An 18,921-nucleotide genomic window follows, 5' to 3' on the forward strand; every position below is an offset into this window, starting at 1 on the left:
AAAAAGCCCGGCCCTCATAGTGAGGACCGGGCTTCTTTGTAACGGCTGTCAGTTAGCCAGGTTCTGGCCGACGCTCGGGTCCTGGAACAGGCGGGTCAGGGCATCGCTCAACACATCGCTGACCAGCTTGGTATTGGTGTCCTGGTTCGGCGCCATGCCGAAGCGCTGGTTCAGGGACGCCGCGTAGCGCCCGCTGTAGCTGCGACCGTTGTTCTGGATATCGGCACGGAAGGTCGAGCTGATGGTGGCCTCGGTCACGTACATGCCTTCCTTGGGCGACTGATATTTCAGGTCGGCCAGGGTCACTGTCAGCTGTGGCGCGTTACCGGCGCTGCCGGTCGGGGTGAAGCCCAACAGGCGCACGGCGGCTTCGGCCTGGGCCTGCAGCTTGGGCAGCAGGTCGTTGGCCTGGACGGTCACCGCACTGGTCTCCGGGTAGAGGCCGCCACGCGTGCCCAGGGTCGGGCTCGGACGACCGTCGACCACGCGCACCACAACCGGCTGGCCGCGGCCGACAGGGGCCAACTGGCTGTTCAGTTTGGGTTGCGGGCTGAGTTGTTGCGGGCTGTTGGCGCAACCGACCAAGGTCAAGGTGCCTACAGCAAGCAAACCAAACAAAAAGCGACGCAGCATGCTCAATTTCTCCATGGGGGTAACTCCGAATGTGCCGCAGTATAGCGGCGTCAAACCGCGACTCACCAGTTGAAAATGGGACCGTTATGCGAGCGCAATGGTTCAGCCACACAGATGTCATGGGCACGTCACTGCCATGTCACTTGCGCCTGAGATGCTTGATGTACTCACACAAAAGGAGCCGGACCATGGACTTCCTCTGGTCTTTGTTCAGTTTTCGCCAGCATCGCCACTATGCACGGGTAGATCAGGACGGTATCTGCCGAGCATTCAAGCATTGCATCAAGCCGCCCGCTGGCCATGACTGGGTGGAAATAAACGAGTTGCGCCTGTGCTGGCTGAACCAGCCACTGCCCGCTACAGCCCGCGTCGTTCGAGCACCCGCGCGGTCCCGCCGGCGTCCTTTGCTCACGGCCTGACCGATCAGCGAACAAAAGTCATTTTATTTCGATCAATTTCAGGCGTTTCATCGCTATAATCTCCCCCCGATTATAAGGACGTCTCCTGATCGGGCCTCGCAGCACCGCTAATCCCGGTATTAGCACCTCCGTATCGCCCACAGAGAGCCGCCCACACAGGTCATGTCCAGGCCGGTGTAGTCGCTGTTCGGTGTGCAATCGCTCGAATTTCTTCGAACCTTTTCCCACCTGCCGCCCTCACACCAGACTGAACACTGAGCTGCCAGAGCTGCCATCGCGCAGCCCTTTTTGAGGTTTGAGGTTCACGTTTCCAAAAGAGCGTGAAAAAACGGGTTTTCACAACTTCACAAGAGTGTGGCAAGCAATGAATAGGTATGCGTGTGTCAAAGCACCATTAACATCAGAACCAACCACCTTGAGGATTGCTCACTGCGCAGTCTCCATCAGCGAGGCCTGAAACGGTAACGAGATGGATTGCACAACCGGATGCCTTGACCATGGTCGAATGGCTTGCGGGTCGGAAAAATGCGTTCATGCCGACCTGATTTGATGCCTGTTCGAGCCTGGTAGCGGCCTGCGGTGGCGATGCAAAGAATTGCGAAGAATCGGACATGCTGATCCTGGCCAGGGTGCACCTGGGGCCCACTATGAACAACGCCCCGCCCTCCCCGGCCACTGACCTAGGGATCGCTTGCCGTCAATTGGGTTGCAGATTTTGGAGACACGTTAATGGCGCATAACGAAGCAGTCGACGTGGTACTGGTCGGGGCCGGCATCATGAGTGCTACCCTCGCGGTGCTGCTCAAAGAGCTCGACCCCAGCCTCAAGCTGGAAGTCGTTGAGCTGATGGATTCGGGTGCGGCGGAGAGTTCCAACCCGTGGAACAACGCCGGGACCGGGCATGCCGGGCTGTGTGAGCTGAACTACACGCCCCAGGCCGCCGACGGTTCCATCGACATCAAGAAAGCGATCCACATCAATACCCAGTTCGAAGTGTCGAAACAGTTCTGGGCGTACCTGACTCGCAAGAGCACCTTCGGCTCGTCGAAGTCCTTCATCAGCCCGGTGCCGCACCTGAGCTACGTCGAGGGCGACAAAGGCGTGGCCTTCCTCAAGGCGCGCTTCGAAGCCCTGCACAAGCATCACGCCTTCTCTTCGATGGAATACACCGAAGACAAGAGCAAGATGGCCGAATGGATGCCGTTGATGATGCCGGGGCGCGACCCGAATCAAGCCTTGGCCGCCACTCGCGTGGAGCACGGCACCGATGTCAACTTCGGCAACCTGACCAATCAGTTGCTCAAGCACTTGGTCAGCACCCCGGATGCCCAGGTCAAGTACAGCAAGCGCGTGACCGGCCTGAGCCGTAAAGGCGACGGCTGGAGCGTCAGCATCAAGGACGTCAACAGCGGCGGTACGCGCGAAATCGACGCCAAATTCGTCTTCCTCGGCGCCGGTGGCGCGGCCCTGCCGCTGCTGCAGATGTCCGGTATCGAAGAGAGCAAGGGCTTCGGCGGCTTCCCGGTCAGCGGCCAGTGGCTGCGTTGCGATAACCCGGAAGTGGTCAAGCGCCATCAGGCCAAGGTTTACAGCCAGGCTGCCGTGGGTTCGCCGCCGATGTCCGTGCCGCACCTGGACACCCGCGTGGTCGACGGCAAGAAATCCCTGCTGTTCGGGCCATACGCCGGTTTTACCACCAAGTTCCTCAAGCACGGCTCGTTCCTCGACCTGCCACTGTCGGTACGCGCCGCGAACATCGGCCCGATGCTGGCCGTGGCCCGGGACAACATGGACCTGACCAAATACCTGGTCAGCGAAGTGATGCAGTCCATGGAGCAGCGTCTGGAATCCCTGCGCCGCTTCTACCCTGAAGCCAAGGCCGAAGACTGGCGCCTGGAAGTGGCCGGCCAACGCGTGCAGATCATCAAGAAAGACGCGAAGAAAGGCGGCGTGCTGCAGTTCGGCACCGAGCTGGTTTCGGCCAAGGACGGCAGCCTCGCCGCTCTGCTCGGCGCTTCGCCGGGTGCTTCGGTGACCGTGTCGATCATGCTGGAACTGATCGAGCGCTGCTTCCCTGAGAAGGCTCGCGGTGAATGGGCTGCCAAGCTCAACGAGATCTTCCCGGCTCGGGAAAAGATCCTGGAAACCGATGCGCAGTTGTACAACCGCATCAATACCGAGAACAACGAGCTGCTGGAACTGGTCGAGAAAAGCCCTGCGGCGGAAAACATCGCCTGACGCGTAACTCTGTGGGACCGGCTTTAGCCGGGAAGGCGCCTTCCCGGCTAAAGCCGGTCCCACGGTTCTTGCACCGATTCAAATAGCTGCGTTGCATTTGACTCAACATAAAAAACGCCCCGACTGGTAACAGGCGGGGCGTTTTTTTATAGCACCGGATTATCAGCCGCGTGCCTGATCGATCAACTCGATGTATTCCTCGGCGTTACGCTGATCCTTGATCAAGGCAACGAAGGTATTGCCGTGCTCATCGGTGCCGTCCAGGTCGAAACCAGCTTCCTTGAAGAACACCAGGAAACGCTCGAAGTCACCGACGCGCAGGCCACGGTAAGCCTTGATCAACTTGTGCAGCGACGGCGATGTGGCATCGGCCGGCTCGAAATCGAGGAACAATTTGATCTGCGCGTCGCCGATCTCGTCCCCAATCAACTGCTTCTTATCTTTACGCATTGCAGACTCCAACTGGTCGCAGACACTTTCACGGCCGGGCAGTTTACCCCCGGCCCGTCCTGCGGCTCAACGCGCACGTAAGGCCGTGGTATGGATATCGGCCCAGACATGGCCATTGGCGTAGCTGAGGAACTGGCAATAGACCTTCTCGTTGCGCAACAGGTCCACCAACACCCGGTATTGCGTGGGCGGGTAATAGAGGGTCAGGACGCGGGTCGCCGGATCAAAGGTGGGCTTTTTCAGGCTTTTGCTTTCGCCATCGAAGTGGATCAGCACCTCGCTGATGGTCGCGCCCTTGTTCATCGGCTTGCCCTTTAGGCGCAGCACCAGAGGCGACGTGACCGGAATCGGCTGCTGATTGGATTGCCGCTGACTGCCCACTACCACCGAATACTCGGTGATCTGCAACAGTTGCTGTTGCTCGGGCTCGCCTTCGCGGACCGCCAGGTCATCGGGCGGCAGGTATTGCGCGTGCATGGGTTCGGCAAAGGCAGGTGTAACCAGAGGCAGGCTGCACAACAGCAAGAGGGCTGCGGTACGGCGACAAAGCAATGACTTCATGTCGGCATCCCGTGAAAAGTGGCTGGCACTTTAGCACGGGATGTCGGGGGACTTAGAGGCCCTTGACGGCGTAGATACCCGCCGCGTTGCGCCAGTAGCCCTTGTAGTCCATGCCGTAACCGAAGATGTAGCGGTCGATGCACGGCAGGCCGACGAAATCGGCTTTCAGGTCCGGACGCGCCTTGCGGTCATGGTCCTTGTCGATCAGCACGGCGGTGTGCACGGCGCGGGCACCGGCATGGCGGCAGAAGTCGATGATCGCGCCCAGGGTGTGCCCTTCGTCGAGAATGTCATCGATGATCAGCACGTCGCGGTCGATAAACGACACTTCCGGCTTGGCCTTCCAGAACAGCTCGCCGCCGCTGGTTTCGTTGCGATAGCGGGTGGCGTGCAGGTAAGACGCTTCCAGGGGGAAGTTCAGATGAGTCAGCAGCTTGCCTGCGAAAATCAGACCGCCGTTCATCACACAGAACACCACCGGGTTGCGTTCGGCCAGTTCGGCATTGATCTGAGCGCCGACACGGGCAATGGCCGCTTCGACTTCGGCTTCGTTATACAGGCAGTCAGCCTCGCGCATGATTTGACGGATATGCTCGAGATCGGCAGACATGAGGCTCTCCAGAGGGGGCAGTGTAAGAAAAGCGGGCAAAGGTACGCATCCGCTCGGGCCAGGGCAAGTGATTATGGACTAACGTTGCTTCAGAAGTAGTACACAGCCTTCCTTGCAGTAAGACATCGCCCTATCTGTAGTAAGACAGTAACAAGCGAATAGATTAATCTAGGCCGTTTTTTGCCTGACGCCGGAGCTTTTCCTATGCCCATCCGTGAGATCCGCCACCCGCTGATCCGCCACAAGCTCGGCCTCATGCGCCGTGCCGATATCAGCACCAAGAATTTTCGTGAATTGGCGCAAGAGGTCGGCGCCTTGCTGACGTATGAAGCCACCGCCGATCTGCCCCTGGAAAGCTACGAAATCCAGGGCTGGGCCGGGACCGTGCAGGTCGAGAAGATCGCCGGCAAGAAGATTACCGTAGTGCCGATCCTGCGCGCCGGTATCGGCATGCTCGACGGCGTGCTCAGCCTGATTCCGGGCGCCAAGGTCAGCGCCGTGGGCCTGGCCCGCAACGAAGAAACCCTGCAGGCCCATACCTACCTGGAAAAACTGGTGCCCGAGATCAACGAGCGCCTGGCGATGATCATCGACCCGATGCTGGCCACCGGCAACTCCATGGTCTCGGCCATCGACCTGCTGAAGAAAGCCGGTTGCAAGGAAATCCGCGCCATGGTCCTGGTCGCCGCCCCGGAAGGCATCGCCACCGTGGAGAAGGCACACCCGGACGTGATGATCTACACCGCTTCCATCGATGATCGCCTCAACGAACAGGGCTACATCATGCCGGGCCTGGGCGATGCCGGGGACAAGATTTTCGGGACCAAGCAAAAGGATTGATAAGTTCCGGTCAAGAGCGAGCGTGGGACCGGCTTTAGCCGGGAAGACGTTAGATCAGGCGATAGAAACGTATCGCTTGTACATGCGTCTTCCCGGCTAAAGCCGGTCCCACAAGAAGAGTTGCGACGCCCTTAGAGCATCACCGGCGCCCGCTCACACATCCGGTTCAACGCCGCTGCCCAGTTCGGGTCGTCGTTGAGGCATGGAATCAGCACCAACTCCTCGCCCCCGGCCTCGCGGAAAGTTTGCGCGCCACGGTCGCCGATTTCTTCCAGCGTCTCGATGCAGTCGGCGACGAACGCCGGACACATCACCAGAATCTTCTTTACGCCCTGCCGGGCCAACTCTTCCAGACGTGCCTCGGTGTAGGGTTCGATCCATTTGGCCCGCCCCAGCCGCGACTGGAACGACACCGACCAGGCCCCGTCAGCCAGGCCCAGGCGCTTGGCGAATTCCGCCGCCGAGCGCAGGCATTGGGCGCGGTAGCAGGTCGCGAGCACTTCGGCAGGTGCGTTCTGACAGCATTCACTGCCCTTGAAACAGTGCTGACCAGTAGGGTCGAGCTTATGCAGATGCCGCTCCGGCAGACCGTGAAAACTCAACAGCAAATGGTCGTGGGGTTGCTGCAGATGAGCGCGGGCGCTCTCTACCAGGGCGTCGAGGTATTCGGGTTGATCGTAGAACGGCTGCAACAGCGAGAACTGCATGTTCAGACCCTGGGCCTTGACCACCCGCCTGGCTTCTTCAACCACAGTGGTCACGGTGCTATCGGCGAACTGCGGATAGAGCGGCGCCAGAGTGACTTTCTTGATGCCTTGGGCAGCCAGGCGGGTCAGCACGGTTGCAATGGACGGCTCGCCGTAGCGCATCGCCAGTTCTACCGGGCCGTGGCTCCACTGCTTGCGCATCTGCTCCTGCAAGCGCTGGCTGAGCACCACCAGCGGCGAGCCCTCGTCCCACCAGATCGAGGCATAGGCGTGAGCCGACTGCTCCGGCCGCTTGATCAGGATCAGCGAAACCAGCAGACGCCGCACCGGCCATGGCAGATCGATGACATAAGGGTCCATCAGGAACTGATTGAGATAGCGGCGCACATCGGCCACGTTGGTGGAAGCCGGCGAACCCAGGTTGACCAGCAACAGCGCGTGATCGGTCATGCAACGTCCTATTTCAGTGGCGGCCTGTCACATCACTCAAGGCCGCAGTCAAATCGAGATAACGAAAGGTAAAGCCCGCCGCCTGCAGGCGTGCCGGTCGTGCGCGCTGGCCACCCAGCAACAGCACCGACATCTCGCCCAGCAGCACTTTCAGCACCGCCGCCGGCATGATCATGAAGGTCGGACGGCGCAACACCTTGGCCAGGGTCTTGGTAAACATCTGATTGCGCACCGGTGATGGCGCGCAGACATTATACGGACCTCGGGCATCCGGCAGGTTTAACAGAAAATCAATCGCCGCGATTTGATCGGCGATATGAATCCATGGCATCCACTGCCGACCATTGCCCAGGCGCGCGCCCAGGCCGACCTTGAACGGCGGCAGCATCTGTTGCAGAAAGCCGCCCTTGGACGACATCACCAGGCCTGTGCGCAAACAAATCACGCGGATACCCATGGCTTCGGCACGCAGGGCGGTTTCTTCCCAGGCGCCGCATAACTGGCTGGCGTAGTCCGGGATGACCGGCAGGGATTGCTCATCGATTTCCCGCTCGCCGCAGTCGCCGTAATAGCCCACTGCGGAACCTGAGATCAGCACCCGGGGCTTTTGCTCGCGCGCCTGTAGCCAGGCCAGCAGACGCTCGGTCAGGCCGATGCGGCTGTCCCAGACAAAGGTCTTGCGCTTGCTCGTCCAGGGCCGGGCAGCCACCGGCGCGCCCGCCAGGTTGATCACAGCATCCACCGGTTGCTCGCCAATGTCTTCCAGTCGCGCAACACCGAGCACCTGTGGCCCGCACAACGCGGCGACCTCATGGGGGCTACGGCTCAACACGGTCAGTTGATGCCCTTGGGCGTGCCAGTGACGACACAGTTCGCGTCCTATCAATCCCGTACCGCCGGTCAGCAATATATGCATGGCAGGTGTCCTTGCGTGGCGTTCATGGCACTTCGGTAGTCTATTTTTCAAGGTAGCGCTGATGAGCGCAAAATGCAGCCGATCATCAACGACCCCGAGCCATGAATCAAAGACATCGACGGTTGACTATCCGTTCGCAGAGTTGACCGTTTGCACCCAGGGATCAGAATAGCGCTCGCGCCGTACGAGCCCAAAGCCAGGATTCTGTGCTTTTTGAATACGCGACAACTTATACCAAAAAACAGATTTGTACAGGTTTTAACTACGGCGTACTCTGTGCAGACAAGGTAACGAGGCCCCTATGACTGTACCTATCGCAATCATCGGTACCGGCATCGCCGGACTCTCCGCTGCCCAGGCGCTGCACGCTGCCGGGCATGCCGTTCATCTTTTCGACAAAAGCCGCGGCAGCGGCGGGCGCATGTCGAGCAAGCGCAGTGAAGCCGGTGCGCTGGACATGGGCGCGCAATACTTCACCGCCCGCGACCGCCGTTTCGTCAATGTCGTCAACCAATGGCGAGCCAACGGCTTCGTCGCCGAGTGGGCGCCGCAACTCTATAACGCCCATAACGGCCAGCTCAGCCCTTCGCCCGACGAGCAGGTGCGGTGGGTCGGCAAACCGCGCATGAGCGCCATTACCCGCGCCATGCTTGGCGATCTGCCGGTGACCTTCTCCTGCCGTATCAGCGAAGTCTTTCGCGGCGAAGAACACTGGCACCTGACCGACAGCGAAGGCAAAAGCCATGGTCCTTTCAGTCATGTCGTGGTTGCCACGCCCGCACCTCAGGCCACCACGCTGCTGGCCGCAGCCCCCAAGCTGGCCGGCGTGGTCGCCGGCGTGAAGATGGAACCGACCTGGGCCGTCGCCCTGGCCTTCGACACCCCGCTGCAAACACCGCTGGAAGGCTGCTTCGTTCGGGACAGCCCGATCGACTGGCTGGCGCGCAACCGCAGCAAGCCGGAGCGCAATGAAAGCGTCGACACCTGGGTGCTGCATGCCACCAGCCAATGGAGCCGCGAGCATCTAGACATGTCCCGGGAAGAGGTGATCGAGCACCTGCATGGCGCCTTCGCCGAGCTGATCGGCTGCGCCATGCCCGCCCCGGCATTCAGCCTGGCCCACCGCTGGCTGTACGCCCGCCCGGCTGGCGCCCACGAGTGGGGCGCATTGTCCGACGCCGATCTGGGCATTTATGTCTGTGGCGACTGGTGCCTGTCAGGCCGGGTCGAAGGCGCCTGGCTCAGCGGCCAGGAAGCGGCGCGACGCCTGCTCGAGCATTTGCAATGAATCAAATCAATCCGCGCAAATTGCTGCTGTCCAAGTGGACGGCAGCACAACCGCGCAACCGGGAAAAACATTTTCTGGTCACCGAACTGTTCCGCGACGAAGAAGGCACGGTACTGGAGATCGAACTCCAGGCCGTGCTCACCCACCGCAGCGAACGCCTGCCCTGGCAGTCCTTGCAGGATGCCGGGTGTTGGCGGATGGGCTGGCAGTAACATTCCCTCCCTATTAATTATCCGCATTGAAATGTGGTGCTCATAACCGACGCCGCTGACCAATACCTATACATAAAATTTGACTTGTATAACTTCAGCCCTATGATGAGCAGAAGTTGTACACGGGAAGTCCTGCGTACAAGTATTGTCTAGAGGCTGCCATGTTCGTGCCCGTCGTCAACAAGCCAAAGCTCGGTATCAGCGCCTGCCTTATGGGCGCCGAGGTGCGCTATAACGGCGGGCACAAACAATCCCAGCTGTGTACCCAAGTCCTGAGCGAATACTTTGAATTCGTTACCGCCTGCCCGGAAGTTGCCATCGGCCTGGGCATCCCCCGCGAAACCATTCGCCTGGTCGGCGATGCCGAGCAGCCGCAGGCGGTGGGCACGGTCAGCACCGACCTGAATGTTACGAAGGAACTGGCCGCTTACGGCGAGCAGATGGCCGTCGAGCTCGGCGACATCTGCGGTTACATCTTCATGCAGAAATCGCCGTCGTGTGGGCTGGAGCGGGTCAAGGTTTACCGGGAAAACGGCGCGCCGGTGGATGGCGGCGGTACGGGGATCTACGCCAAGGCGTTCTGCGCCCGCCACCCCAACCTACCGGTAGAGGAAGACGGTCGACTCAATGACCCGGTCCTGCGCGAGAACTTCATCACCCGGGTTTTTGCCTACGCCGCCTGGCAAGCGCTTTGCGCGGCAGGCATCAACCGTCGAAGCCTGACCGACTTCCACGCCCGCTACAAATACCAGTTGATGGCCAGCAACCCGGTGCAATACAAGGTGCTCGGCGCCCTGCTGGGCAGCATGGGCAAGCACGATGATATCGATGAACTGGCCCCGCGCTATTTCAGCGAACTGATGGCCGCACTGAAAAAATGCGCCACCCGCGGCACCCATACCAATGTTCTGCAACACCTGAGCGGCTATCTCAAGCAGACCTTGAGCAGCGCCGACAAGCAGGAGCTCCAGCAACTGATCAGCCAGTATCACCTGGGCATCGTGCCCCTCATCGTGCCCCTGACCCTGCTCAAGCATCATTTTCGCCAACACCCCGATCCGTACGTCGCGCTCCAGGTTTACATGCAGCCGCACCCGGAAAACCTCAGCCTGCGCAATGCGATCTAAATCATGAATGAATTACCCGACAGCGCGCTCGAAGGCGCGCAGCCCGATTGGTTGCCGATTCGTGAAATCGCCCGACAGACCGGCGTCAACGCCGTCACGCTGCGGGCCTGGGAACGGCGCTATGGCCTGATCGTTCCGCACCGCACGCCCAAGGGCCATCGCCTGTACTCGCAAGAGCATGTGCAGCGCGTGCTGAACATCCTCACCTGGCTCAATCGCGGCGTGCCGGTCAGCCAGGTCAAGCATCTGCTCGACAGCCGCCAGCCGGTCAGTGCGGTCCCCGGCAACGACTGGCAAGCCTTGCGTCAGAACCTGATGGCCGCCATTCATGACCTGGCCGAACGGCATCTGGACAATATCTTCAACCAGGCCATGTCGCTGTACCCGCCCCGTACCCTCTGCGAGCAATTGCTTCAGCCACTGCTCAGCGAGCTGGAACAACGCTGGCAGGGTCAGCTCGGCGCGCAACTGGAGCAGGTGTTCTTCTATTCCTGGCTGCGCAGCAAGCTCGGCGCCCGGATCTATCACAACAATCGCCAGATCAGCGGCGCGCCCCTGCTGCTGGTCAACCACTCCGACCTGGCCATGGAGCCGCATCTGTGGCTCACCGCCTGGCTGGTCAGCTCGGCCGACTGCCCGGTGGAAGTCTTCGACTGGCCTCTGGCCGTGGGCGAGCTGGCCATGGCCGTCGAACGCCTGAAGGCGCGCGGGGTACTGCTGTATTCGCGCAAGCCGGTAAATCTGGCTCAGCTCCCCAGGCTACTGGCCACGATTTCCTGCCCGCGATTGCTGGCCGGACCAACGGTCTGCATCCATTCGGCTGACTTATCCGTATCAGCTAACGAGATCGAGGGTTTGACGCTCGCCGAAGACCCCTTGACCGCCCAGTCCGCTCTCCAGCGGCTCGGCCTTATTTGAAAGCCAAGGACTGAATATGCAATTGCTCTGGTTACGCAGCGACCTGCGCACTCACGACAACACAGCCCTGACGGCGGCCATGGAACACGGCCCGACCGTGGCTCTGTATCTGCTCAGTCCCGGCCAATGGCTGCAACACGATGACGCCGCCAGCAAGGTGGATTTCTGGCTGCGCAATCTGTTGGCGCTGGAGAAAGACCTGGCTGCACTGAACGTTCCCTTGCTGATCCGTCATGCCGATACCTGGGACCTGGCGCCCGAAATGTTGCTGCAAGTGTGCCGTGAGCACCGCATCGAAGCCGTGCATGCCAACGACGAGTACGGTATCAACGAAACCCGACGTGATCAGGCCATGGCCCGCGCACTGGAAAACGCTGGCGTCGGCTTTCATCACTATCTGGACCAACTGCTGTTCCAGCCTGGCAGCGTACTGACCCGCAACGACAGTTACTTCCAGGTCTTCAGCCAGTTCCGCAAGGTCTGCTATTCGCGTCTCTACGAAAGCATGCCCCGGCCGGTACGCACGCCCAAGGCGCAGGCGCCGCTGTCGATCAAGAGCGATGTGCCACCGACCCGGGTCGAAGGCTTTGCCACTCCGTCGGCCAGCCTGCAAGCACTCTGGCCAGCGGGGGAAGAAGAAGCGCGGCAGCGTCTGGAGCGTTTCAGCGATGAGCGCATTCAGGACTATCAACTGCAACGCGACTTCCCGGCCAAACCCGGCACCAGCCAGCTATCGCCCTACCTGGCCAGCGGTGTGCTGTCGCCGCGCCAGTGCCTGCATGCGGCCTTGAGCAGCAACAACGGCGAGTTCGAAACCGGCAACACCGGCAGCGTGACCTGGATCAACGAGCTGCTCTGGCGCGAGTTCTACAAACACATTCTGGTCGGCTACCCACGCGTCTCGCGCCATCGCGCTTTCCGCCCGGAAACCGAGGCGTTGAAGTGGCGCAAATCTGCCGACGACCTCGCCGCCTGGCAAGAGGCCCGCACGGGCCTTCCGATCATCGACGCGGCCATGCGCCAATTGCTCGACACCGGGTGGATGCATAACCGTCTGCGCATGGTCGTGGCCATGTTCGTGACCAAGAACCTGCTGCTGGACTGGCGCGAAGGCGAACGCTTTTTCATGCGTCACCTGATTGATGGCGACCTGGCAGCCAATAACGGCGGTTGGCAGTGGAGTTCATCCACCGGCACCGATTCGGCGCCGTATTTCCGCATCTTCAATCCGCTGGCGCAGTCACAGAAGTTCGACCCGGACGGACGCTTCATCAAGTACTGGCTGCCTGAACTGGCCGACTTGAACAAAAAAGAAGTGCACAACCCGAACGCTGCGGGCGGCTTGTTCGCCCCCAACGGCTACCCGGCGCCCATTGTCGACCTGGGTGCCAGCCGCGCCCGCGCCCTGGCTGCATTCAAGGCGTTACCCGGTCGCCAATCGGCCCTCGAGCCCGCTTATGAGTGACTTTCTGCAGCGTTTCGCCCAAGGCTTCGCCGCCCTGGACAAGGACCATCTTGACCGCCTCGGTGAGCTGTACAGCGACGACGTGCGTTTCACCGATCCGCTCCATGAAGTCCAGGGACTTGCGGCGATGCGCCGCTATTTCGCCGAGCTGTACAGCCAGGTCAGCGAGCTGCGTTTCGACTTTCACGGTTTCGATCAGGTCCGCGAAGGCGAAGGCTATCTGCGCTGGACCATGCATTACGCCCATCCACGCCTGAACAAGGGCCGCATCCTGCACGTTGAAGGCTGCTCGTACCTGGCGTGGCGCGACAAGGTTTATCGGCACCGCGACTACTTCGATGCCGGGGCCTTGCTCTACGAACACCTGCCAGTGATGGGGCAGGCCATCGGCTGGTTGAAAAGGAGATTGTCATGAGCCATCCCGATCATCTGCGTATCTGGCTGACCGGTGCCAGCAGTGGCATCGGCCTGGCCCTGGCCGAAGAGTTGCTGCTTGCCGGTCATCACGTCGCCGTCACCGCGCGCAAGGTTGCGCCGCTGGAGGCCTTGTACAAACGCTTTCCCAAGCAGGTCATGGTCGCCGCAGGCGATATCAACGACGCCACGCAAATCTGTGCAATCTGCGATCGTATTGCCGCCGTCTGGGGCGCGCTGGACATGGCGATCCTCAATGCCGGCACCTGTGAATACATCGACGCCCGGCAGTTCGATGCCGCCATGGTCGAGCGTGTGGTACGCACCAACCTGATCGCCACCAGCTACTGCATCCAGGAAGCCTTGCCCCTGCTGCGCCTGGGCCATCGTCCGCATCTGGTCGGCGTGGTCAGTGCCGTCACTCTCCTGCCCCTGCCCCGCTCCGAAGCCTATGGTGCCTCGAAAGCGGGCTTGCGTTACCTGTTCGATTCGCTGCGCATCGATATCGCCGAAGAAGGCATCGACGTCACCGTGGTCACGCCCGGCTTCGTCGACACGCCCCTGACCGAACAGAACGATTTCGCCATGCCCATGCGCTGGCCGGCGCTCAGGGCTGCGCGCTATATCGCCTCGCGTATTCAACGCCCGCGTCGTCCGCTGGAAATCGCCTTCCCCGGCCCGTTTATCATGGCCATGCGTCTGTTGGCCCTGCTACCGCTGCGCCTGCAACTGGCCTTGGGCAAACGCATGGCGCGTAACGAACACAGCCACAAGGACGCGCAATGAAGGTCGCCATCATCGGCAGTGGTATCGCCGGCCTGACCACTGCCTACCTGCTGGCGCGCAAACACGACATCACGGTGTTCGAGGCGGCCGACTGGGTGGGCGGCCATACCCATACCGTCGACGTGACGGTGGCTGATCGGACTTACTCGATCGACACGGGTTTCATCGTGTTCAACGACTGGACCTACCCCAACTTCATCCGCCTGCTGAAACAATTGAAGGTCGATTTCAAAGCCACCGAGATGAGTTTTTCGGTGAGCGACCCGGCGACCGGCACCGAGTACAACGGCAATAACCTCAACAGCCTGTTCGCTCAGCGCAGCAACCTGCTGTCGCCGCGTTTCTGGGGCATGCTGCGCGACATCATGCGCTTCAACCGTGAAGCCATCGACGACCTGCAAAACCAGCGTATCGCCGACGACACAACCTTGGGCCAATACCTGGACAACGGCGGCTACGGCAGGCGTTTCATCGAGCACTACATCGTGCCCATGGGAGCGGCGATCTGGTCCATGTCCCTGGCCGACATGCTCGGTTTCCCATTGCAGTTCTTCGTGCGTTTCTTCAAAAATCACGGCCTGCTGTCGGTCAATCATCGGCCGCAGTGGCAGGTCATCAGCGGTGGTTCAAGCCGTTATATCGAGCCACTGACCCGCGAGTTCGCCGAGCACATCCGTCTGAACTGCCCGGTTCAACGGGTCGAGCGCGATGCCGCTGGCGTGCTGATCCATAGCGCCCATGGCAGTGAGCGCTTCGACAAAGTGGTATTTGCCTGTCACAGCGACCAGGCCCTGGCGATGCTCACCGAGCCGTCGACGACCGAGCGCGAGATTCTCGGTGCCCTGCCCTACGCCGACAACGACGTCGTCCTGCACACCGACACCCGCCTGCTGCCCAAACGCCCGTTGGCCTGGGCGAGCTGGAACTATCGCCTGGGCGGCAGCGGCCAACAACTGGCCGCCGTGACCTATGACATGAACATCCTGCAGGGCATCGCCAGCGACACCACGTTCTGCGTCAGCCTGAACCAGACCGCCGCCATTGACCCGCAGAAGATTCTCGCCCGCTACCGCTACGCCCATCCGCAATACAGCCTGGCCGCCGTTGCCGCACAGGCACGCTGGGAAGAGCTGCATGGTATGCAGCACAGCTATTTTTGCGGTGCCTACTGGGCCAACGGCTTTCATGAAGATGGCGTCGTCAGTGCCTTGCGCGTTGCCAGTGCCTTCGGGGAACACCTGTGAACAGCGCCCTGTACCATGGCTGGATCAGCCATCGGCGCTTCTCGCCCAAGGCCCATCAATTCACCTACCGCATCGGCATGCTGTACCTGGATCTGAGCGAACAGGACAGCGTGCTCGGCCTGTCGCCCCTGGCTGGCAGCCGCCGCTTTGCGCCCTTTTCCTTTCGCGAAAGCGACTATCTGCCCGAGCTGACCAAGAGCGGCGCGAGCCTGCTCGATGCCGTGCGTGCCCGTGTCGCCACGGCCTTGGGCCATACGCCACAGGGCAAGGTCTGTCTGCTGACCCAGGTGCGCAGCTGGGGTCTGTCGTTCAATCCGGTGAGTTTCTTCTACTGCTTTGACGCCGATGGCGAACTGGCTGCAGTGCTTTGCGAAGTCACCAATACGCCGTGGCGCGAGCGCTATCACTACGTATTGCCCGCCAACGGCGACGGTCATCAACACTTCGCGGTGGCCAAGGCTTTTCATGTCTCGCCGTTCCTGCCCCGGGACCTGGAATACCGCATGAGCTTCAGCCAGCCCGCCGCGCGTCTGGGCGTGCATATGGCTGACTGGCAGGGCGAGCTGAAGATGTTCGATGCCACGCTCAATCTCGAACGCCAGCCGCTGACTCGAACCACGCTGCACCGCTATCTGTTCGCCTACCCGTGGATGACCGCCAAGACCGCACTGGCCATCTACTGGCAGGCCCTGCGCCTGCTGCTCAAGCGCATACCGATTTTTTCCCATCAGGCCGCCGACGGCGCCTTTCGTATTGCGCACGTGCAACCCAAGGATCGACGCCATGAAAAACCCTAGCAGCAGTTTTTCGAGCAGCCTGAGCGCCAACGGCCTCACTGCCAACCTCCTGCGCCGTGGGGTCCTGCGCCAACTGGCCAACCTGCGCAGTGGATTATTGGTGATCAACGAAGGCGAAGAGCGTTACGTCTTCGGCCAGGCCGGTGCGACGGTGCAGGGTGAAATCACCATTGTTGACCCGGCGCTGTGGGGCATGGTCGCGGGCAACGGTTCGATTGGCGCGGGGGAAGCCTTTATTCATGGCTACTGGACCTCGCCGGACCTGACGGCGGTGGTTCGTGTGTTCGTCAGCAATCTGGATGTGCTGGATGCTCTGGAAGGTGGCCTGGCCCGCCTGGGTCGCCCCTTCATCCAGGCCCTGCACTGGCTCAATCGCAATACCCGCAAGGGTTCGCAGAAGAACATTTCGGCGCACTACGACCTGGGCAACGACCTGTTCGAGCAGTTCCTCGACCCGACCATGATGTACTCCGCCGCTCAGTTCCAGGGCAAGGACGACACCCTGGAACAGGCCCAGTTGAACAAGCTGGAGCGTATCTGCCAGAAGCTGGCCCTGACCCACAGCGACCACTTGCTGGAAATCGGCACCGGTTGGGGCAGCATGGCGATCTATGCGGCGCAGCACTATGGCTGTCGGGTGACCACCACCACCCTGTCCAAGGAACAATTCGCCTACACCGCCCAGCGCCTGGAAACCCTGGGCCTGACCGACCGGGTCACCCTGTTGCTGGAGGATTACCGCGACCTGCAGGGCCAGTACGACAAGCTGGTGTCCATCGAAATGATCGAAGCCGTGGGCCATCAGTTCCTGCCCACCTACTTCCAGCAATGCGCCCGCCTGCTCAAGAGCGACGGCCTGATGCTGTTACAGGCCATCACCATTCGCGAGCAGCGCTATGAACAGGCGCGGCGCAGTGTCGATTTCATCCAGCGTTATATCTTCCCCGGCGGCGCCTTGCCTTCGGTGCAGAAGATGCTGGAAATCGTTGGCCGCGACACCGACATGAACCTGCTGCACATGGAAGATTTCGGCCTGCACTACGCCCGCACCCTGCGCCTGTGGCACGACAACTTCCGCCGCGCCCACGGCTCGCTGACCGAGTTGGGCTACGACGACTACTTCCTGCGTCTGTGGGAGTTCTACCTGTGCTACTGCGAAGGCGGGTTTCTGGAACGCACCATCGGCACCGCGCAACTCTTGCTGGCCAAACCGGCTGCCGTGCCGCAACCGCTGCTGGGGCGCTTTGATGCGTAGACAGCCGGTGCTGGTCAACGCTGCCTTGTTCCAGGCGGGTTGGTTCACCTGTGCCTTGGGCGGCGACAGCTACTGGCTGTTGCTGGCCGGGGCCATCGTGTTGCTGCACCTGGTGTGGGTCGGCTCGTGGGCAAGGGAAGGCAAGCTGCTGATTTGGGTCACCGCTCTCGGTACCCTGCTCGACAGCAGCCTGACCATGCTCGACGTCTTTCAATTTCCGCCCGGCGGACCACTGATCCCGCTCTGGCTGATGCTGATGTGGGCTTTGCTGGCGATCACCCTAAATCATTGCCTGGCCTGGAGTGCCATGCCCTGGTGGCGGGCGAGTCTGTGCGGCGCCATCGGCGGCCCGCTGTCTTATTTTGCCGGCGCCCGCCTGGCAGGGGTGCAGTTGCCGCTGGGGCTGTGGCCGAGCCTGATCCTGCTGGGGCTGATCTGGGCCTGCGTATTTCCAGCGTTGCACTGGCTGGCCCGGTACTTGCGCAACACCCCGTCGGCGCAGTCATTCGATCGTCACCACGGCTGAGCCGTCATGCCCTACACTGCGCCGCTATGACCACGACCCTCATCCCCCTTTTGCCCGTTGCCACAGAGCCTGCCGTCACCTGCTCGACCTGTGCGGCCTGCTGCTGCCAGCTTGAAGTGATGCTGATCACCGACACCGGCGTGCCCGAACGCTTTATCGATGTCGATGACTGGGGCGGCGAAGTGATGCTGCGTCTGGACGACGGCTGGTGTGCGGCGCTGGATCGCGACAGCATGCTGTGCACGATCTATGACCGGCGGCCATTGATCTGCCGCGAGTTCGAGACGGGGTCAGATGAGTGTATGAATGAACGCCAGGGCATCGCCTCGGCATATGTTTAGTTGCTCATGAACATGCTTGCCCGGACTCACCCAACAGTCCGGACACACATATTCATGAAGCATTGATTACAGACAGCTAACAGACAGCCACTCTCTGTTCCTTACAGTAAACATCAGAACGGCATGGTGTAGTGCACGGCATAGCTTTCGATACCGTCATTAGGCTCTTTGATACCGGCGTTGGAATAATGCGTGGCGCGAATGCCGACTTCATGACCCCCGGCGAAACGCAGGCCGAAACCAATGCGGTCTTCGAAGTTGAAAGCCGTGCCCAGTTCCTTGTCTTCGATACGGTCATTGGAGAATACAGCGACCCCGATGCCTGCCTCGATATACGGTTTGATCCGGTCACCGGCGAACTCGTAGACCAGTACCGGAGAGAACGACAGACTGCTGACACTGGAGCGTTTGTCGCCATCCCAATAGGTATAGGCGCCACTCCAGTAGCCGGTCAGGCGCCCTACGTCGCTCTGCATCCAGCTCTTGTCCCAATCGAGCTGCACACCCAGCCGATAAGTCATGTCCGACTGGCCGGTGGCGCCTACGGAAAACTCCACCCCATCGGCCAATGCCAGTGCACTTTGTCCCACACACGCAGCCGCAATCGCAGCCAAACAAAACAGTCGCTTCATCGGAAACATCCTATGTTCTGAACGCACTATCACGATTATTTTTTTGAAACAGTCTTGCAGACGACTGTAGAAATCCGCTGTCACCGAATAGT

General features: G+C 60.8%; 23 protein-coding genes. 15 read left to right on the forward strand and 8 right to left on the reverse strand.

Annotation, left to right across the window (positions count from 1 at the left end):
• Positions 1–48: 48 nt before the first annotated feature.
• Positions 49–633, reverse strand: coding sequence for a YajG family lipoprotein (locus AC1Z24_RS26385; protein WP_259107172.1), 585 nt, complete (start codon positions 631–633; stop codon positions 49–51).
• Positions 634–821: 188 nt separating this feature from the next.
• Between AC1Z24_RS26385 and AC1Z24_RS26390 the strand changes: the two genes are divergently transcribed.
• Positions 822–1,052 (forward strand): hypothetical protein, encoded by a 231-nt coding sequence (locus AC1Z24_RS26390; protein WP_483743336.1) that lies wholly within the window; start codon positions 822–824, stop codon positions 1,050–1,052.
• Positions 1,053–1,452: 400 nt separating this feature from the next.
• On the opposite strand, the gene AC1Z24_RS26395 is transcribed toward AC1Z24_RS26390, so the two are convergent.
• Positions 1,453–1,665: a hypothetical protein gene (locus AC1Z24_RS26395; RefSeq protein WP_483743337.1), complete on the reverse strand. Its 213-nt coding sequence runs from the start codon at positions 1,663–1,665 to the stop codon at positions 1,453–1,455.
• A gap of 116 nt (positions 1,666–1,781) precedes the next feature.
• Here AC1Z24_RS26395 and mqo point away from each other — a divergent pair, with 116 nt between their 5' ends.
• Entirely contained in the window at positions 1,782–3,290 is a 1,509-nt protein-coding gene (mqo, locus tag AC1Z24_RS26400; RefSeq protein ID WP_483743338.1) for a malate dehydrogenase (quinone), read from the forward strand.
• Positions 3,291–3,452: 162 nt separating this feature from the next.
• Here mqo and AC1Z24_RS26405 read toward each other — a convergent pair whose 3' ends face one another.
• The 3 genes from AC1Z24_RS26405 to AC1Z24_RS26415 all read right to left on the reverse strand — a co-directional run bounded on the left by AC1Z24_RS26405 (position 3,453) and on the right by AC1Z24_RS26415 (position 4,911).
• The gene (locus AC1Z24_RS26405; RefSeq protein WP_483743339.1) at positions 3,453–3,740 is read right to left on the reverse strand and encodes a PA4642 family protein; all 288 of its coding nucleotides are present in this window, start codon (positions 3,738–3,740) and stop codon (positions 3,453–3,455) included.
• Positions 3,741–3,806: 66 nt separating this feature from the next.
• The gene (locus AC1Z24_RS26410; RefSeq protein ID WP_483743340.1) at positions 3,807–4,301 is read right to left on the reverse strand and encodes a hypothetical protein; all 495 of its coding nucleotides are present in this window, start codon (positions 4,299–4,301) and stop codon (positions 3,807–3,809) included.
• Positions 4,302–4,353: 52 nt separating this feature from the next.
• Positions 4,354–4,911 (reverse strand): hypoxanthine-guanine phosphoribosyltransferase, encoded by a 558-nt coding sequence (locus AC1Z24_RS26415; RefSeq protein WP_259107157.1) that lies wholly within the window; start codon positions 4,909–4,911, stop codon positions 4,354–4,356.
• Positions 4,912–5,115: 204 nt separating this feature from the next.
• On the opposite strand from AC1Z24_RS26415, the gene upp reads away from it, so the two are divergent.
• Complete coding sequence (upp, locus tag AC1Z24_RS26420) at positions 5,116–5,751, forward strand: uracil phosphoribosyltransferase (RefSeq protein WP_259107155.1); 636 nt, start codon at positions 5,116–5,118, stop codon at positions 5,749–5,751.
• A gap of 131 nt (positions 5,752–5,882) precedes the next feature.
• On the opposite strand, the gene hemH is transcribed toward upp, so the two are convergent.
• On the reverse strand, positions 5,883–6,908 hold the full coding sequence (hemH, locus tag AC1Z24_RS26425) for a ferrochelatase (protein WP_483743341.1): 1,026 nt from the start codon (positions 6,906–6,908) through the stop codon (positions 5,883–5,885).
• A 13-nt stretch (positions 6,909–6,921) separates the two neighbouring features.
• On the reverse strand, positions 6,922–7,824 hold the full coding sequence (locus tag AC1Z24_RS26430; protein WP_483743342.1) for a TIGR01777 family oxidoreductase: 903 nt from the start codon (positions 7,822–7,824) through the stop codon (positions 6,922–6,924).
• 301 nt (positions 7,825–8,125) lie between these two features.
• Here AC1Z24_RS26430 and AC1Z24_RS26435 point away from each other — a divergent pair, with 301 nt between their 5' ends.
• The 12 genes from AC1Z24_RS26435 to AC1Z24_RS26490 all read left to right on the forward strand — a co-directional run bounded on the left by AC1Z24_RS26435 (position 8,126) and on the right by AC1Z24_RS26490 (position 18,197).
• Complete coding sequence (locus AC1Z24_RS26435) at positions 8,126–9,112, forward strand: NAD(P)/FAD-dependent oxidoreductase (protein WP_483743343.1); 987 nt, start codon at positions 8,126–8,128, stop codon at positions 9,110–9,112.
• A complete protein-coding gene (locus AC1Z24_RS26440) occupies positions 9,109–9,324 on the forward strand; it encodes a TIGR02450 family Trp-rich protein (RefSeq protein WP_483743344.1) in 216 nt (71 codons plus the stop codon). The genes AC1Z24_RS26435 and AC1Z24_RS26440 overlap by 4 nt, the downstream gene beginning before the upstream one ends.
• 167 nt (positions 9,325–9,491) lie before the next feature.
• Positions 9,492–10,451, forward strand: coding sequence for a YbgA family protein (locus AC1Z24_RS26445; protein WP_483746721.1), 960 nt, complete (start codon positions 9,492–9,494; stop codon positions 10,449–10,451).
• Between the two features lie 3 nt (positions 10,452–10,454).
• Entirely contained in the window at positions 10,455–11,369 is a 915-nt protein-coding gene (locus AC1Z24_RS26450; RefSeq protein WP_483743345.1) for a MerR family transcriptional regulator, read from the forward strand.
• A 16-nt stretch (positions 11,370–11,385) separates the two neighbouring features.
• Positions 11,386–12,834: a deoxyribodipyrimidine photo-lyase gene (gene phrB / locus AC1Z24_RS26455; RefSeq protein WP_483743346.1), complete on the forward strand. Its 1,449-nt coding sequence runs from the start codon at positions 11,386–11,388 to the stop codon at positions 12,832–12,834.
• Positions 12,827–13,249 (forward strand): nuclear transport factor 2 family protein, encoded by a 423-nt coding sequence (locus AC1Z24_RS26460; RefSeq protein WP_483743347.1) that lies wholly within the window; start codon positions 12,827–12,829, stop codon positions 13,247–13,249. Before phrB ends, AC1Z24_RS26460 begins: the two co-directional genes overlap by 8 nt.
• Positions 13,246–14,034 carry an SDR family NAD(P)-dependent oxidoreductase gene (locus tag AC1Z24_RS26465; RefSeq protein WP_483743348.1) on the forward strand — a complete coding sequence of 263 codons (789 nt, stop codon included), beginning with the start codon at positions 13,246–13,248 and terminating at the stop codon, positions 14,032–14,034. Before AC1Z24_RS26460 ends, AC1Z24_RS26465 begins: the two co-directional genes overlap by 4 nt.
• Positions 14,031–15,278, forward strand: coding sequence for an NAD(P)/FAD-dependent oxidoreductase (locus tag AC1Z24_RS26470; protein ID WP_483743349.1), 1,248 nt, complete (start codon positions 14,031–14,033; stop codon positions 15,276–15,278). The genes AC1Z24_RS26465 and AC1Z24_RS26470 overlap by 4 nt, the downstream gene beginning before the upstream one ends.
• On the forward strand, positions 15,275–16,075 hold the full coding sequence (locus tag AC1Z24_RS26475; protein ID WP_483743350.1) for a DUF1365 domain-containing protein: 801 nt from the start codon (positions 15,275–15,277) through the stop codon (positions 16,073–16,075). The genes AC1Z24_RS26470 and AC1Z24_RS26475 overlap by 4 nt, the downstream gene beginning before the upstream one ends.
• A complete protein-coding gene (locus tag AC1Z24_RS26480; RefSeq protein ID WP_483743351.1) occupies positions 16,062–17,330 on the forward strand; it encodes a class I SAM-dependent methyltransferase in 1,269 nt (422 codons plus the stop codon). The genes AC1Z24_RS26475 and AC1Z24_RS26480 overlap by 14 nt, the downstream gene beginning before the upstream one ends.
• On the forward strand, positions 17,323–17,856 hold the full coding sequence (locus tag AC1Z24_RS26485) for a DUF2878 domain-containing protein (protein WP_483743352.1): 534 nt from the start codon (positions 17,323–17,325) through the stop codon (positions 17,854–17,856). The genes AC1Z24_RS26480 and AC1Z24_RS26485 overlap by 8 nt, the downstream gene beginning before the upstream one ends.
• 26 nt (positions 17,857–17,882) lie before the next feature.
• Positions 17,883–18,197 carry a YkgJ family cysteine cluster protein gene (locus AC1Z24_RS26490; RefSeq protein ID WP_483743353.1) on the forward strand — a complete coding sequence of 105 codons (315 nt, stop codon included), beginning with the start codon at positions 17,883–17,885 and terminating at the stop codon, positions 18,195–18,197.
• Positions 18,198–18,310: 113 nt separating this feature from the next.
• Here AC1Z24_RS26490 and AC1Z24_RS26495 read toward each other — a convergent pair whose 3' ends face one another.
• On the reverse strand, positions 18,311–18,829 hold the full coding sequence (locus AC1Z24_RS26495) for an acyloxyacyl hydrolase (protein ID WP_259107111.1): 519 nt from the start codon (positions 18,827–18,829) through the stop codon (positions 18,311–18,313).
• Positions 18,830–18,921: the final 92 nt, after the last annotated feature.

This window comes from Pseudomonas sp. JL23 (assembly GCF_056933585.1).

Coding starts and splice junctions, on each gene's coding strand:
- AC1Z24_RS26385 (WP_259107172.1), bottom strand. CDS start 633: ATGCTGCGTCGCTTTTTGTTTGGTTTGCTTGCTGTAGGCACCTTGACC.
- AC1Z24_RS26390 (WP_483743336.1), top strand. CDS start 822: ATGGACTTCCTCTGGTCTTTGTTCAGTTTTCGCCAGCATCGCCACTAT.
- AC1Z24_RS26395 (WP_483743337.1), bottom strand. CDS start 1,665: ATGTCCGATTCTTCGCAATTCTTTGCATCGCCACCGCAGGCCGCTACC.
- mqo (WP_483743338.1), top strand. CDS start 1,782: ATGGCGCATAACGAAGCAGTCGACGTGGTACTGGTCGGGGCCGGCATC.
- AC1Z24_RS26405 (WP_483743339.1), bottom strand. CDS start 3,740: ATGCGTAAAGATAAGAAGCAGTTGATTGGGGACGAGATCGGCGACGCG.
- AC1Z24_RS26410 (WP_483743340.1), bottom strand. CDS start 4,301: ATGAAGTCATTGCTTTGTCGCCGTACCGCAGCCCTCTTGCTGTTGTGC.
- AC1Z24_RS26415 (WP_259107157.1), bottom strand. CDS start 4,911: ATGTCTGCCGATCTCGAGCATATCCGTCAAATCATGCGCGAGGCTGAC.
- upp (WP_259107155.1), top strand. CDS start 5,116: ATGCCCATCCGTGAGATCCGCCACCCGCTGATCCGCCACAAGCTCGGC.
- hemH (WP_483743341.1), bottom strand. CDS start 6,908: ATGACCGATCACGCGCTGTTGCTGGTCAACCTGGGTTCGCCGGCTTCC.
- AC1Z24_RS26430 (WP_483743342.1), bottom strand. CDS start 7,824: ATGCATATATTGCTGACCGGCGGTACGGGATTGATAGGACGCGAACTG.
- AC1Z24_RS26435 (WP_483743343.1), top strand. CDS start 8,126: ATGACTGTACCTATCGCAATCATCGGTACCGGCATCGCCGGACTCTCC.
- AC1Z24_RS26440 (WP_483743344.1), top strand. CDS start 9,109: ATGAATCAAATCAATCCGCGCAAATTGCTGCTGTCCAAGTGGACGGCA.
- AC1Z24_RS26450 (WP_483743345.1), top strand. CDS start 10,455: ATGAATGAATTACCCGACAGCGCGCTCGAAGGCGCGCAGCCCGATTGG.
- phrB (WP_483743346.1), top strand. CDS start 11,386: ATGCAATTGCTCTGGTTACGCAGCGACCTGCGCACTCACGACAACACA.
- AC1Z24_RS26460 (WP_483743347.1), top strand. CDS start 12,827: ATGAGTGACTTTCTGCAGCGTTTCGCCCAAGGCTTCGCCGCCCTGGAC.
- AC1Z24_RS26465 (WP_483743348.1), top strand. CDS start 13,246: ATGAGCCATCCCGATCATCTGCGTATCTGGCTGACCGGTGCCAGCAGT.
- AC1Z24_RS26470 (WP_483743349.1), top strand. CDS start 14,031: ATGAAGGTCGCCATCATCGGCAGTGGTATCGCCGGCCTGACCACTGCC.
- AC1Z24_RS26480 (WP_483743351.1), top strand. CDS start 16,062: ATGAAAAACCCTAGCAGCAGTTTTTCGAGCAGCCTGAGCGCCAACGGC.
- AC1Z24_RS26485 (WP_483743352.1), top strand. CDS start 17,323: ATGCGTAGACAGCCGGTGCTGGTCAACGCTGCCTTGTTCCAGGCGGGT.
- AC1Z24_RS26490 (WP_483743353.1), top strand. CDS start 17,883: ATGACCACGACCCTCATCCCCCTTTTGCCCGTTGCCACAGAGCCTGCC.
- AC1Z24_RS26495 (WP_259107111.1), bottom strand. CDS start 18,829: ATGAAGCGACTGTTTTGTTTGGCTGCGATTGCGGCTGCGTGTGTGGGA.